At 69.4% G+C, this 13855-nt stretch carries 16 protein-coding genes; 12 read left to right on the top strand and 4 right to left on the bottom strand.

Annotated features, from left to right (window positions below):
* Positions 1 to 59 precede the first annotated feature (59 nt).
* The 5 genes from rpmG to EJ357_RS25980 all read left to right on the top strand — a co-directional run bounded on the left by rpmG (position 60) and on the right by EJ357_RS25980 (position 2471).
* The gene (rpmG, locus tag EJ357_RS25960) at positions 60 to 224 is read left to right on the top strand and encodes a 50S ribosomal protein L33 (protein WP_019753828.1); all 165 of its coding nucleotides are present in this window, start codon (positions 60 to 62) and stop codon (positions 222 to 224) included.
* 8 nt (positions 225 to 232) lie between these two features.
* On the top strand, positions 233 to 481 hold the full coding sequence (locus tag EJ357_RS25965; RefSeq protein WP_126393990.1) for a type B 50S ribosomal protein L31: 249 nt from the start codon (positions 233 to 235) through the stop codon (positions 479 to 481).
* Positions 482 to 494: 13 nt separating this feature from the next.
* The gene (locus EJ357_RS25970; RefSeq protein WP_126393991.1) at positions 495 to 1688 is read left to right on the top strand and encodes a CobW family GTP-binding protein; all 1194 of its coding nucleotides are present in this window, start codon (positions 495 to 497) and stop codon (positions 1686 to 1688) included.
* Positions 1689 to 1692: 4 nt separating this feature from the next.
* The gene (rpsR, locus tag EJ357_RS25975) at positions 1693 to 1926 is read left to right on the top strand and encodes a 30S ribosomal protein S18 (protein ID WP_126393992.1); all 234 of its coding nucleotides are present in this window, start codon (positions 1693 to 1695) and stop codon (positions 1924 to 1926) included.
* A 326-nt stretch (positions 1927 to 2252) separates the two neighbouring features.
* A complete protein-coding gene (locus tag EJ357_RS25980) occupies positions 2253 to 2471 on the top strand; it encodes a DUF397 domain-containing protein (RefSeq protein ID WP_126400040.1) in 219 nt (72 codons plus the stop codon).
* A gap of 92 nt (positions 2472 to 2563) precedes the next feature.
* Here EJ357_RS25980 and EJ357_RS25985 read toward each other — a convergent pair whose 3' ends face one another.
* Positions 2564 to 3091: an ATP-binding protein gene (locus tag EJ357_RS25985; RefSeq protein WP_126393993.1), complete on the bottom strand. Its 528-nt coding sequence runs from the start codon at positions 3089 to 3091 to the stop codon at positions 2564 to 2566.
* Between the two features lie 333 nt (positions 3092 to 3424).
* Here EJ357_RS25985 and EJ357_RS25990 point away from each other — a divergent pair, with 333 nt between their 5' ends.
* The 5 genes from EJ357_RS25990 (at position 3425) to EJ357_RS26010 (ending at position 8327) form a co-directional block, all read left to right on the top strand.
* The gene (locus EJ357_RS25990; RefSeq protein WP_126400042.1) at positions 3425 to 4249 is read left to right on the top strand and encodes a helix-turn-helix domain-containing protein; all 825 of its coding nucleotides are present in this window, start codon (positions 3425 to 3427) and stop codon (positions 4247 to 4249) included.
* A 118-nt stretch (positions 4250 to 4367) separates the two neighbouring features.
* Positions 4368 to 5828, top strand: coding sequence for an aldehyde dehydrogenase family protein (locus tag EJ357_RS25995; protein WP_126393994.1), 1461 nt, complete (start codon positions 4368 to 4370; stop codon positions 5826 to 5828).
* A 67-nt stretch (positions 5829 to 5895) separates the two neighbouring features.
* Positions 5896 to 6537: a PadR family transcriptional regulator gene (locus tag EJ357_RS26000; RefSeq protein ID WP_126393995.1), complete on the top strand. Its 642-nt coding sequence runs from the start codon at positions 5896 to 5898 to the stop codon at positions 6535 to 6537.
* Positions 6538 to 6612: 75 nt separating this feature from the next.
* Positions 6613 to 7569 carry an ATP-binding cassette domain-containing protein gene (locus tag EJ357_RS26005; RefSeq protein ID WP_126393996.1) on the top strand — a complete coding sequence of 319 codons (957 nt, stop codon included), beginning with the start codon at positions 6613 to 6615 and terminating at the stop codon, positions 7567 to 7569.
* Complete coding sequence (locus EJ357_RS26010) at positions 7566 to 8327, top strand: ABC transporter permease (protein ID WP_126393997.1); 762 nt, start codon at positions 7566 to 7568, stop codon at positions 8325 to 8327. The genes EJ357_RS26005 and EJ357_RS26010 overlap by 4 nt, the downstream gene beginning before the upstream one ends.
* 46 nt (positions 8328 to 8373) lie before the next feature.
* On the opposite strand, the gene EJ357_RS26015 is transcribed toward EJ357_RS26010, so the two are convergent.
* Complete coding sequence (locus tag EJ357_RS26015; RefSeq protein WP_126393998.1) at positions 8374 to 9795, bottom strand: glutamate decarboxylase; 1422 nt, start codon at positions 9793 to 9795, stop codon at positions 8374 to 8376.
* A gap of 88 nt (positions 9796 to 9883) precedes the next feature.
* Between EJ357_RS26015 and EJ357_RS26020 the strand changes: the two genes are divergently transcribed.
* On the top strand, positions 9884 to 10645 hold the full coding sequence (locus EJ357_RS26020; RefSeq protein ID WP_126393999.1) for a MerR family transcriptional regulator: 762 nt from the start codon (positions 9884 to 9886) through the stop codon (positions 10643 to 10645).
* A 27-nt stretch (positions 10646 to 10672) separates the two neighbouring features.
* Here EJ357_RS26020 and EJ357_RS26025 read toward each other — a convergent pair whose 3' ends face one another.
* Positions 10673 to 11038 (bottom strand): YbjQ family protein, encoded by a 366-nt coding sequence (locus tag EJ357_RS26025; RefSeq protein ID WP_126394000.1) that lies wholly within the window; start codon positions 11036 to 11038, stop codon positions 10673 to 10675.
* Positions 11039 to 11174: 136 nt separating this feature from the next.
* Here EJ357_RS26025 and EJ357_RS26030 point away from each other — a divergent pair, with 136 nt between their 5' ends.
* Positions 11175 to 12092: a DedA family protein gene (locus EJ357_RS26030; protein WP_126394001.1), complete on the top strand. Its 918-nt coding sequence runs from the start codon at positions 11175 to 11177 to the stop codon at positions 12090 to 12092.
* Between the two features lie 43 nt (positions 12093 to 12135).
* On the opposite strand, the gene EJ357_RS26035 is transcribed toward EJ357_RS26030, so the two are convergent.
* Entirely contained in the window at positions 12136 to 13767 is a 1632-nt protein-coding gene (locus tag EJ357_RS26035; RefSeq protein ID WP_126394002.1) for a threonine/serine exporter family protein, read from the bottom strand.
* Positions 13768 to 13855 lie beyond the last annotated feature (88 nt).

Here is a 13855-nt window from a genome sequence, read left to right on the forward strand (position 1 = left end):
TGACGAACCTCTCCTCAGTCGCTGCTGTTAATGGAATTCATTTTCAGTAAGATAGCAGCATGGCACGCAACGAACTCCGGCCGGTCATCAAGCTCCGGTCCACCGCCGGCACCGGCTTCACCTATGTGACCCGCAAGAACCGCCGCAACGACCCGGACCGCATGACCCTGCGCAAGTACGACCCGGTCGTCGGCCGCCACGTCGACTTCCGAGAGGAGCGCTGAGCACCACCATGCGCAAGGAAATCCATCCGTCCTACGGCCCGGTCGTCTTCCGGGACCGGGCCGCGAACTATGCCTTCCTCACCCGCTCGACGATGACCAGCGAGAAGACGATCGAGTGGGAGGACGGCAACACCTACCCGGTCGTCGACGTCGAGATCTCGAACGTCAGCCACCCCTTCTACACGGGCACGGCCCGCGTCCTGGACACGGCCGGCCGCGTGGAGCGCTTCGAGCGCCGCTACGGGAAGCAGGGCTGACGAGGTGGCCGTGATGTCCGGTCTCTCCGTCGTGATCGTCGGCGGGCTGCACACCGACGCCCGCAAGGCGGCGGTCGCGCACCTGCTCGCCGACGTTCCCGACAGCGTCGTACTCCACCACGACCTGGCGACGGCCGCCGCCGGCACGGTCGTCCGCACGATCCGTGACGCCGCCGGCCTCGTGAGCGCCGGTGAGGCGCCCCTCGTCAACGACTGCGCCTGCTGCGCGCTGCGCGAGGACCTGGTGCCGGAACTGATCCGGATCCGGGACGCGGGCGGCACCCGTATGGCGATCGTCGAGCTCTGGGACTCCGTGGAGCCCAAGGCGATGGCCGAGGTCGTCACGGCCGGCGGGCTCCGGGTCACCGGCGTGATCACCGCGGTCGACCCGGCGCTCGTGCTGCCCTACCTGGGCAACGGCGACGACCTGGCCGAGCGTGGCCTCGCGGCCGCGGCGACGGACCAGCGCACGGTCGCCGACACCTTCGCCCGCCAGCTGGAGTACGCCCCGGTCCTGGCCGTCGCCGACTCCCCGGAGGCCGACGACGAGGACCGCGAGCTGCTGGCCCAGCTCCACCCGACGGCCCGCCGGGTCCCGATCGGCCACGGTGACCCGGCGACCGCCCCCGCCGACGACCTGACGGTGCCGGCCCCGCGGCGCCGTCCGCTCACCCCTCTCGCGCAGGCGGCGTTGGCCGGCTTCGACGTCGAGTCGGCCGCCGCGGCCCAGCACCCGGCGTGCGCCCTGCTCCCCGCCGAGGCGGACGCGCACGGCATCTCGACCCTCGTCTGGCACCGGCGCCGCCCCTTCCACCCGGAGCGGCTCTACGAGGCGCTGGAGGACATCACCTGCGCGGCCGCGCGCAGCAGGGGCCGGTTCTGGCTCGCCGACAAACCGGACGTACTGCTGCACTGGGACGCGGCGGGCGGCGCCCTGTGCGTGGAGAGCGTGGGCCCCTGGCTCGCCTCGCTGCCCGACGCGGCCTGGGACATGGTCCCGCCGGTCCGCCGGGCCGCCGCCGCACTGGACTGGCACCCCGAGCACGGCGACTGCTGCCAGCACCTGGTCTTCACGTCCCCCGGCCTGGACCGGGACGGCCTCGCCGAGCTCCTCGAGTCCTGCCTGCTCACGGACGCCGAGTACGCCGCCGGCCGCGACGCCTGGAAACAACTCCCGCCCGCCTTCGACACCCTCCTGGAGGTCTGACCCCATGCCCCGCAAGCCCGACCGCAAGCCGGCCAAGCCCCGCCCCAACCCCTTGGACCAGGCCGGAATCACCTACGTCGACTACAAGGACACCGACCTCCTGCGGAAGTTCATCTCCGACCGCGGCAAGATCCGCAGCCGCCGGGTCACCCGGGTGACGGCCCAGCAGCAGCGACAACTGGCCACGGCCATCAAGAACGCCCGCGAGATGGCCCTGTTGCCGTACGCGGACCGCTGAGGCCCCTTCGGTCAACCTCCCCAACCGGAAGGACACTTGGGGTTTGGAACAACAACGCCGCGGAACGCGTCTCTTCCTGTGCACGGGGGATTCGGAGCGTCCGCGGGAAGCAGGACGCATGTGATGCGATCCCATGGGCATGCGCTGGAACGCATGTAGGGCCGCGTACGTCACAGGAGTAACCGCAGGAACACCCCGCGTGCACGTGCATCTGCTCATGCAGCTGCACGTGAACAGAGCTATGATCCGGGAGCAGTTTGACCACTGCACCTCAACACCACTGCACCGCCGGGGAGCGACCTGTGGACCGCGACGTGTACAACGGCATGGCAGCCACGGCTCTGACCGGGGTGGCCTGGCAGAAGAGCAGGCACAGCAACTCCCAGGGCTCCTGCGTGGAGTTCGCCCGCCTTCCCGGCGGCGACGTGGCCGTGCGCAACTCCCGCTTCCCGGACGGCCCGGCCCTCGTCTACACCCGTGCCGAGATCGAGGCGATGCTCCTCGGCATCAAGGACGGCGAATTCGACCACCTGGTCGCGGGCTGAGGCCGACGCCCCGCCGGTGCAACCCGGGGCAATCGGGATCTTACGCGCAGTAACGCGCGTAGAACCGCAGCGTCACTCGACGCTGCGGTTCGTCATTCGACCGGACCGGCAGCCGCCCCCGGCGACCCGGCCGCCTGCAGCCGGAACAGGGCCCAGACCACCTTGCCGCTGAGCGTTCCCGCCAGCGGATGCCACCCCCAGCTGTCGCTGAAGGAGTCGACGAGGAACAAACCCCGCCCGGACTCCGCCGAGAAGTCGTCGGAGTCGCGCGCGACCGGACTGTCGTCACTGGGATCGCGCACCGCGCACACCAGCCGTTCCGTCCACCGCATCAGATGCAGCCGGACGGGCGGCGCCTGCTCGGGTACGCGCTGCGCGCCCGCCGGCAGCGCATGGCGCAGCGCATTGGTCACGAGCTCCGAGACCACGAGACAGACGTCGTCGAAGCGATAGCCCAGTTCCCACTGGTCAAGGGTGCGCCGGGTGAACTTCCGTGCCTCGCGCACCGCTTCGTAGCGGGCGGGCAGCGCACAGGAGGCGGCGTTGGACACGGCTGCGGGATCCAGCGGCGGAAGGCCCTGCCGTAACGGCTCGAGCATGGTCGATCCATTCGTCCCCATGCGAGGCACTCCCGGGAATTCGCGGTCGTTGCGATGCAGCGGTTGCGCGGGACCATGGTTTCGGATGCGCAGAGCAGATGCAAGGGCAGATGCACGTGCACGTGACCGAATTGGACGCTCCCGTACCGCTTGTTGGCCATTTTTTCCGCCAACTTCACGCCCTCTCCTTGTCTTCCGCTGTCATCTTCGTGAGCGGAATCCTTGGCTTCTTTCCGTCTCTGTAATCGGACGAGTACTGCTCGAAGTGATTTAGTGGCAGACTGCGGGCCCTGAAGACGGTTGGGGAGGCTGGCGAACGTGAGCGCGGGAGAGCCCGGATCGGTGGTGCGGCGCATGCTGCTCGGCTCGCAACTGAGGCGACTGCGGGAAGCGCGCGGGATCACGCGCGAGGCTGCGGGTTACTCGATCCGCGCCTCCGAGTCGAAGATCAGCCGGATGGAGTTGGGCCGGGTGAGCTTCAAGACGCGCGACGTCGAGGACCTGTTGACGCTGTACGGCATCACGGACGAGGCGGAGCGCAACTCGCTCCTCTCCCTCGCCCGCGAGGCCAACGTCGCGGGCTGGTGGCACAGTTACTCCGACGTCCTGCCCAGCTGGTTCCCCACCTACGTCGGCCTGGAGGGCGCGGCCAGCCTCATCCGGGCGTACGAGGTGCAGTTCGTGCACGGTCTGCTGCAGACCGAGGACTACGCCCGCGCGGTCGTGCGGCGCGGTATGAAGGGCGCGAGCGAGGCGGACGTCGAGCGCCGCGTGGCGCTGCGTCTGGAGCGGCAGAAGTACCTCGTCGCCGAGAACGCCCCCGAGTACCACATCGTGCTGGACGAGGCCGCCCTGCGCCGGCCCTACGGCGACCGCGCGGTGATGCGCGGTCAGCTCCAGCACCTGATCGAGATCTCCGAGCATCCGAACGTGCGGCTGCAGGTCATGCCGTTCGGCTTCGGCGGCCACTCCGGAGAGTCCGGCGCCTTCACGATCCTCAGCTTCCCGGAGTCCGACCTCTCGGACGTCGTCTATCTGGAGCAGCTCACCAGCGCGCTCTACCTCGACAAGCACGAGGACGTCGCCCAGTACGAGCGGGCGCTGAAGGAGCTTCAGCAGGACAGTCCGGGGCTGGACGAGAGCCGGGATCTTCTCCGGGGACTCCTTCAACTCTCTTGAAACACAAGTACGATGACGTGTGATCAGACCGTGAAGACGATCACGGTGGGCGATCGTGATGACGGTCAAGTCGATCGGATCAAGTCGATCGGGCGTCTGCTAGGGATTGAGGGATCACATGTCGTCGTACTTCACCGACCTGGCTCAGCAGTACATCGACGGTGAGTGGCGCCCGGGCACCGGCTCCTGGGACATCATCGACTTCAACCCGTATGACGGCGAGAAGCTGGCATCGATCACCATAGCCACGGTCGACGAGGTGGATCAGGCCTACGAGGCGGCGGCCCGCGCCCAGAAGCAGTGGGCCGCGACCAATCCGTACGCCCGCCGCTCCGTCTTCGAGAAGGCGCTGCGTCTGATCGAGGACCGTGAGCAGGAGATCGCCGAGGTGATCACCGCCGAGCTCGGCGGCACCCGGCTGAAGGCGGGCTTCGAACTCCACCTCGCCAAGGAGTTCCTGCGCGAGGCGATCCACCTGGCCCTGCGCCCCGAGGGGAAGATCGTCCCCTCTCCGGTGGACGGCAAGGAGAACCGCGTCTACCGCGTCCCGGTCGGTGTGGTGGGCGTCATCAGCCCCTTCAACTTCCCCTTCCTCCTCTCCCTCAAGTCGGTCGCCCCGGCCCTCGCGCTCGGCAACGCCGTGGTCCTCAAGCCGCACCAGAACACCCCGATCTGCGGCGGCTCCCTGGTGGCGAAGATCTTCGAGGACGCGGGGCTCCCGGCCGGTCTGCTGAACGTCGTCATCACGGACATCGCGGAGATCGGCGACGCCTTCATCGAGCACCCGGTCCCGAAGGTCATCTCCTTCACCGGCTCCGACAAGGTCGGCCGCCACGTCGCCACCGTCTGCGCCTCGCACTTCAAGCGCTCGGTCCTCGAACTCGGCGGCAACAGCGCGCTGGTGGTCCTCGACGACGCCGACGTCGACTACGCGGTCGACGCGGCGGTCTTCAGCCGGTACGTCCACCAGGGCCAGGTCTGCATGGCCGCGAACCGCGTCCTCGTGGACCGGTCGGTCGCCGAGGAGTTCACCGAGAAGTTCGTCGCCAAGGTGAAGACCCTCAAGGCCGGCGACCCGCGCGACCCCGAGACCGTCATCGGCCCGGTGATCAACTCCTCCCAGGCGGACGCGATCTCGGCCACCGTCGAGCAGGCGATCGCCGACGGCGCGACGGCCCTGGTGCACGGCACGACGACGGACAACCTCGTGCGGCCCTCCGTCCTCACGGACCTCCCGGCCGACTCGCCCCTGCTGAAGCAGGAGGTCTTCGGCCCGGTCGCCTTCCTCGTCCCCTTCGACGGCGAGGAGGAGGCCGTACGTCTGGTCAACGACACCCCGTACGGCCTGAGCGGCGCCGTCCACACCGGGAACATCGAGCGGGGCGTCGCCTTCGCCAAGCAGATCGACACCGGCATGTTCCACGTCAACGACGGCACGGTGCACGACGAGCCGATCGTCCCCTTCGGCGGCGAGAAGCACTCCGGCCTCGGCCGCCTGAACGGCGAGACGATGCTGGACGCGTTCACGACGACGAAGTGGATCTCGGTACAGCACGGGCGCAGCGGCTTCCCGTTCTGAGCCGACCACGGGCCGCTTCCCGGGGTTGACGCCGACCCCGGGGCTGTGCCGTCCTAATCTGGACAGCATGTCAGCGATCCGTCTCCTCGTGCTCGGCGCGGTCCGGCAGCACGGGCGGGCCCATGGGTACCAGGTGCGCAACGACCTGGAGTACTGGGGCGCGCACGAGTGGTCCAACGCCAAGCCCGGCTCGATCTACCACGCCCTGAAGCAGATGGCGAAGCAGGGGCTGCTGCACGCCCACGAGATCGCGCCGTCCACGGCGGGCGGTCCGCCGCGTACGGAGTACGAGATCACCGAGAAGGGCACCGAGGAATATCTCGGGCTGGTCCGGCAGTACCTCACGAGCTACGACCAGCGGCCCGACGTCCTCACCGCCGCGCTCGGCTTCATGGTCGACCTGGACCGCGAGGAGGTCCTCGCCCTCCTCGAGGAGCGGGTGCGCAGTATCGAGGGGTGGCGCAAGGCCGTCACCGAGTACTACACGCCCGAGGAGGGGCCGGGGCAGCTCGGCCACATCGGCGAGATCATGAACTTCTGGGTCCACTCCGCCGACACCGGCGCCGAGTGGACCCGCGGTCTCATCGCACGCATCCGGGGCGGCGCCTACACCTTCTCCGGTGAGGGCGACCCGTTCGTCGGGATCCTCGCCGAGGACCAGGAGAACCCGTACGCGACGGGGGAGCGGCATTCGGAGGATGACCGCTAATCAAGTTTGACTAAGCGTGTCCCGGGGTACTAGCTTCGAGCTTGTAGTCAAGTTTGACTAGCGAGGGAGCGGCACGTGGCCGACACGGCGATCACCGTCGAGGACGCACGCAAGACCTATGGCACCAAGCCAGCCCTGGAGGGGCTCGACCTGCAGGTGACCCGCGGCACCGTGCACGCGGTGCTCGGCCCGAACGGCGCGGGCAAGACGACCCTGGTCCGGATCCTGTCCACCCTGCTGCGGCCGGACGGCGGCCGGGTCGAGGTGGCCGGGCACGACGTGGTCCGGCAGGCGTACGAGGTGCGCCTGCGCATCGGCCTCCTCGGCCAGCACGCGGCCCTGGACGAGGAGTTGGGCGGACAGCAGAACCTGGAGATGTTCGGCCGCCTCTACCACCTCGGCGCCCGCCACGCGCGCGTGCGGGCCGGTGAGCTCCTGGAGCGCTTCGGCCTCGCCGACACCGGCCGCAAGCCGGTCAAGCAGTACAGCGGTGGCATGCGCCGACGACTGGACCTGGCGGCCTCACTCATCACCGACCCGGAGGTGCTCTTCCTGGACGAACCCACCACCGGACTCGACCCGCGCGGCCGCGCCGAGGTCTGGTCCGCCGTCCGCTCCCTGGTCGGCGGCGGCACCACGGTCCTGCTCACCACCCAGTACCTGGAGGAGGCCGACCAGCTCGCCGACCGCATCTCGGTCGTCGACGCCGGCCGCGTCATCGCGGACGGCACGGCCGACGCACTCAAGGCGCTGACCGGCGGCGACCGCATCGACGTCGTCCTGCGCGACGCCGGCCAACTGGGCGCGGCGGTGGCCCTGTTGCCGATAGCGAAGGACGACATCTCCGTCGACCCCGACCGCCGCCTGCTCAGCGCCCCGGTCACCGACCGGATGGCGGCGCTCTCCGGCGTCGTACACGCCCTGGAGAAGGCCGGAATCGAGGCCGAGGACGTCGCGCTGCGCCGCCCGACGCTGGACGAGGTGTTCCTGCACCTCACCGGGGACGACCGCCGAGTGAAGGAGGCCGCATGAGCACGAACGCCTACGCCCTGACCGACTCCTGGACCATGACCCGCCGCGAACTCGCCCACTGGGCGCGGCAGCCCGTGCAGGTCGTGGTCAACCTGATCTTCCCGGTGATGCTGCTGCTGATGTTCGGCTACCTCATCGGCGGCGGCCGGGGCGTCCAGGGCTCCTACATCGACTATCTGCTGCCCGGCATGCTCGCGCTCACCATGGCGTTCGGGCTGGAGGGCACGATGATCGCGGTCACCCAGGACCTCAACAAGGGGGTGATCGACCGCTTCCGGTCCATGCCGATGGCCAACGGCGCGGTGCTGGTGGGCCGTTCGGTCGCCGACATGCTCCAGTCGGCGCTGGCCCTGCTCGTCCTCATGGGGGTCGGGTACGCGCTGGGCTGGCGTGCGGACGGCGGCCCGGGGGCCTTCCTGGGCGCCTTGGGCCTCCTGCTGCTCTTCCGCTTCGCCATGCTGTGGATCGGCATTCATCTGGCCCTGGTGGCCGGTAAGCCGGAGCTCGTGCAGGCCGTGCAGATCCTGGTCTGGCCGATCGGCTTCCTGTCCAACGCGCTCGCCCTCCCCGGGGCGATGCCCGGCTGGCTCGGCAAGGTCGTCGAGTGGAACCCGATGTCCCACACGGCGACGGCGGCGCGCGACCTGTTCGGCGGCACGGGCACGGAGCACGTGGTACCGGCGATCGTATGGCCGCTGGCACTCCTGGCGGTGTTCTTCCCGCTCGCGGTACGGCGCTTCGCCCGCCTGAGCCGCTGACGGCCACCAGCGGCACCCAGGACACCCAGGCCACCCAGGACAGGCCCTAGTGGTGGAAGCCGGTGGCCGCCCCCTTGTCCCGCGTCAGGGGGTGCGGCTGCCGGCGCAGCTCCGGCAGGACCCGGCCGAGGTCCTCGACGAACAGCTCGGCGAGGTCCTCGGAGAACCCGTTGCGACAGACGACGCGCAGGACGGACAGGTCCTCGCGGTTGGGCGGGAAGGTGTACGCCGGGACCAGCCAGCCCTTCTCGCGCAGCCGCCGGGAGACGTCGAAGACGTCGTACGCCGTGACGTCGGGGGCCGTGGTGAAGGCGAAGACGGGCAGTTGGTCGCCCCGGGTCAGCAGCCGGAAGTCGCCGAGTTCCTCGACGGCCCCGGCGACCTTCCCGGCCACCTCCCGCGAGGCCTGCTGCACGGCCCGGTACCCCTCGCGGCCCAGCCGCAGGAACGAGTAGTACTGCGCCACGACCTGCGCGCCCGGCCGGGAGAAGTTCAGCGCGAAGGTGGGCATGTCACCGCCCAGGTAGTTGACGCGGAACACGAGCTCCTCGGGCAGCGACTCCCGGTCCCGCCACAGCGCCCAGCCGACCCCCGGGTAGACCAGCCCGTACTTGTGCCCCGAGGTGTTGATCGAGGCCACCCTCGGCAGCCGGAAGTCCCAGATCAGGTCCTCGTCGAGGAAGGGCGCGACCATGGCACCGGACGCGCCGTCGACATGCACCGGGACGTCCAGCCCGGTCCGCTCCTGGAGGGCGTCGAGGGCCGCGCACAGCTGAGCGATCGGCTCGTACGAACCGTCGAAGGTGGAGCCGAGGATCCCGACGACCCCCACGGTGTTCTCGTCGCACAGCTCGGCCGCGGCCTGCGGATCGAGGTGGAACCGCTCGCCCTCCATCGGGACCAGGCGGGGCTCCACCTCCCAGAAGTTGCAGAACTTGTCCCAGCACACCTGGACGTTGACGCCCATCACGAGGTTGGGGCGCGCGCCGGGGTACCGGTCGGCGTTGCGCCGCGCCCAGCGCCGCTTGAGCGCCATTCCGGCGAGCATGCACGCCTCGCTGGACCCGGTGGTGGAGCAGCCCACGGCCGTCGAGGGGTCGGGCGCGTTCCACAGGTCGGCGAGCATCGCCACACACCGCTTCTCCAGCTCGGCGGTGCGCGGGTACTCGTCCTTGTCGATCATGTTCTTGTCCCGGCACTCGCCCATCAGCACCCCGGCCTGGGGCTCCATCCAGGTGGTGACGAAGGTGGCCAGGTTGAGCCGCGAGTTGCCGTCCAGCATCAGCTCGTCATGGACCAGCTGGTACGCCGTCGACGGCGGCAGGGGAGAGTCCGGCAGCCGGTGCCTGGGCGGGGCCTGGGTCATGCCGCCGGCCGGGTTCGCCTCGCCGTAGAACGGGTTGACGGCGAGCCTGCGCCTGTCGCCCTTGTCGTCAGGTGCTTCGCTGTCCCCACGATGCAGTGGCATGTCTACGACGGTAGGTCCGCGCGGCCGGGCTTGCACCTCACGTCGCGTGAGGACCCACTGTGGGGTGCGTACCGAGAAGGGAGCGGAAGTGAGCTACTCCGTGGGACAGGTCGCCGGCTTCGCCGCGGTGACGGTGCGCACCCTGCACCACTACGACGACATCGGCCTGCTCGTGCCCAGCGAGCGCAGCCACGCGGGCCACCGGCGCTACAGCGACGCCGACCTCGACCGGCTGCAGCAGATCCTGTTCTACCGCGAGCTCGGCTTCCCTCTGGAGGAGGTCGCCGCCCTGCTCGACGACCCGGCCGCGGACCCGCGCGAACACCTGCGCCGGCAGCACGAACTGCTGACCGCCCGGATCGAGAAGCTGCAGAAGATGGCGGTGGCCGTGGAGCACGCCATGGAGGCACGCAAGATGGGCATCAACCTGACGCCGGAGGAGAAGTTCGAGGTGTTCGGGGACTTCGACCCGGACCAGTACGAGGAGGAGGTGCAGGAACGGTGGGGCAACACCGACGCCTACCGGCAGTCACAGCAGCGCGCCGCCTCGTACACCAAGGAGGACTGGCAGCGGATCCAGCGCGAGGCCGACGACCTCACCCGCCGCTTCGTCGCGCTCATGGAGGCCGGTGAGCCGGCCGACTCCGAGGCGGCCATGGACGCCGCCGAGGAGCACCGCCAGGGGATCGCCCGCAACCACTACGACTGCGGGTACGAGATGCACGCCTGCCTCGGCGAGATGTACGTCTCCGACGAGCGGTTCACCCAGAACATCGACCAGGCCAAGCCGGGCCTCGCGGTCTACCTGAGGGACGCGATCCTCGCCAACTCCGCCCGGCACTCCTCTTGAGGCTCCTGGCCCGGGACCCCGTACGGGTCACTCCCGGGCCAGGACCACCGCGGTCCCGTAGGCGCACACCTCGGTGCCCACGTCGGCCGCCTCGGTCACGTCGAAGCGGAACGCCAGCACGCCGTTGGCGCCACGCGCGCGTGCCTGCTCGACGAGCCGCTCCATGGCCTGGTTGCGGGTCTCCACGAGCGTCTTGGTGAGCCCCTTGAGCTCACCGCCGACCAGCGACTTCAGCCCGGCGCCGATCTGGCTGCCGACATGCCGGGAACGCACGGTCAGTCCGAAGACCTCGCCGATGACCTCGGTGACCCGGTAGCCGGGAACGTCGTTCGTGGTCACTACCAGAACGTCGGGCTGGGGTCCCTGCCCGCCGCCGTACTCTTCGATGCCCATGACTCACAGCTTTGTCCCAGCGGAGGCACAGTGCATCCTGAACGGGTCCATGGAACCTGGGCGTCCAGTGCAGCGTTGATAATTTGAGCAGTCAGCACGACCCGCCCGCCCCTTCCCCCGCAGGAGCCACGATCCCGTGACCACGCTTGCGCTCGGCCCCGAGTGGCTCGATCCGAACTACCTGATCGAGACCTTCAGTCTCCCCGGCATCCTGCTGATCGTCTTCGCCGAGTCCGGCCTCTTCGCGTTCCTGCCCGGCGATTCGCTGCTCTTCACGGCGGGCCTCTTCGTGGCTCAGGGGCAGTACATCACCCAGCCCCTGTGGCTGGTCTGCACCCTCATCGTCCTGGCCGCCGTCATCGGCGACCAGGTCGGGTACATGATCGGCAAGTTCCTGGGCCCGAAGCTCTTCAACCGCCCCAACTCCAAGCTCTTCAAACAGGAGAACCTGGACAAGGCCCACGAGTTCATGGAGAAGTACGGCCCGAAGGCGATCGTCCTCGCCCGCTTCGTGCCGATCGTGCGCACCTTCGCCCCCATCGTGGCGGGCGCCGGCCGCATGAAGTACCGCACGTTCTTCACGTACAACGTCATCGGGGGCATCGCCTGGGGCACCGGCGTCACCCTCGCGGGCTACTGGCTCGGCCAGATCGACTTCATCAACAAGAACGTCGAGGCGATCCTCGTCCTCATCGTCTTCGTGTCCGTGGTCCCGATCATCATCGAGTACCTGCGGGAGCGCGCCAAGAAGAAGCGTGAGGCGGCCCAGGCCCCGGCCCCCGCCCAGCAGCAGCACATGAGGATGGACGACGCGACGACCCAGCTCCGCCGCATCCCGTCCGAGGACCAGCCCCAGCAGCAGCCGTACGGCGACCAGGACCACCAGCAGTACGGCAACCAGGGCGACGGACACTACGGCTACGACCAGCAGTACTACGGCCAGCAGCAGCCCCAGCAGCAGCCGTACGCCCAGCAGTACCCGCAGGGCTACGGCCGGCAGCAGCCTTACGGCGGCCAGCAGAACCAGCAGTACCCGCCGAACCAGGGTTACTGAAAGCCCTCTCAGGGGCGCGGGGCCGTATCGAGTCGGTAGGCGCTCAGAATCCCCGCGTCCGCTTGGCGGCCCGCCGCTTCTCCGGCGACCCGATCCGCAGGAACAACCGGGAGATCTCGGACCCGAGGTTCACCCCGATGGCGATGGCCATGGCCAACGACGCAGCCGTGGCCAGCGAAACCAGCCCCGCGTCCACCTTGTTCTGCGCGATCGACAACAGCCCGAAATACGTGGCCGACCCCGGCAACAGGGGCCCGATCGCCGCCGTCGTGTACGGCAACGCCGACGCGAACCGATACCGCGCCATCAGCTGCCCGAACAACCCCACCAGCCCGGCCGCCACAGCCGTGGAGGCGACCGGCGAGAGCTCACCGGTGTAGTGCAGCGCGCCGTACACGACCCAGGCGACACCCCCGTTGAGGGTCACGGCCAGCACAGTGGACCGCTCCTGCTGCAAGAGCACCGCGAACGTCAACGACAACAGCATCGACGCCCCGATCTGCCACAACGGCCGGTGGGAGATGTTCAGCGCCGCGTCGGGGTCGAGCTGGGCGCCGAGGTTCACGCCGAAGTACAGGATCACCAGCACACCGACGACGATCCCGACGAAGAAGTACATGACTTCGAGCAGTCGCGCGGACGCGGTGATGTAGAACCCGGTCAGCCCGTCCTGCACGCCCGCCACCAGCGCCCGCCCGGGCAGCAGCGCGAACAGCCCACCGGTGATGACCGCGGAGGCCTTCACGTCGACGTGCGTCAGCGTCAGCGCGACGCCTATCGCGGCCGGCGGCATCGCGGCCACCGTGAACTGGTAGAACTCCGGCAGCCCACGCCCCGCGCACAGCCACGCCAGCCGGTCGCCGAGCATCGCGCCCACCATGGCCGCGACGAAGACGATCACGTCACCGCCGACCAGCACGGAGGCCGCCCCGGCGAGCAGCCCGCTCGCCCCCGTCAGCACCCAGGTGGGGTACGGGTGCCGGTTGCGGCGGATCTCCGCGAGGCGCCCGTAGGCCTCCTCCAGGGAGATGTGGCTCTCCGGGTCGCTGAGGTCGTCGACGAGCTGGTAGACGGCCGCCAGGCGCGTGTAGTCGGTGCCGCGCCGCCGGACCGTACGTGCCGCCGACACCGGATCGTCCACCAGCGACGGCTGGTACGAGATCGACAGCAGGGTGAAGGTGACGTTCGGTTCGCAGCGGTCCAGGCCGTAGGACCGGCAGACCGCGAACATCGCCGCCTCCACGTCCTCCGCGCCCTCACCGCCGGCCAGCAGCAGCTCGCCGATACGCAGGGTCAGGTCGAGCACGCGCGGGACGGCCGGACCCTCCTCCTCCGCCTTCGGCATCCGCTCCGGCGCGGGCCGCTCCGCCACCGGCATGCGCAGCATCGTGCGCATCCGGTCCTGCCAGGGCAGGTCCTTGGTCAGGCTGATCCGCGGTATGCCGCCGGCGGGTGTGAACGCGGGCGGGGCGTCCTCGACGCTGTAGCCGCGCGGCGTGCTGAACGCCGATCCCTCGGGCTCGTGGACCGGCGCCTGCGGTACGCCCAGCCCCTGAGGAAGGGCGAACTCGGACGTCGTCTCCGACTCACTGTCCCCCACCTCGACGCCGGCGGGCGGCGTGAAAGCCATCCTCGCCTCGTCCGACTGCGGCTTGCGGTCCTCCGCGTCCGTCACGTGCGTAGCACTCCCTGTACGACACCTCCTGCCGCACTCAGTATGCGCACAGACACACGAACGGGCTGCACGCACGCGCGTACAGCCC

Source organism: Streptomyces cyaneochromogenes (assembly GCF_003963535.1).
GTDB classification, from domain to species: domain Bacteria; phylum Actinomycetota; class Actinomycetes; order Streptomycetales; family Streptomycetaceae; genus Streptomyces; species Streptomyces shaanxiensis.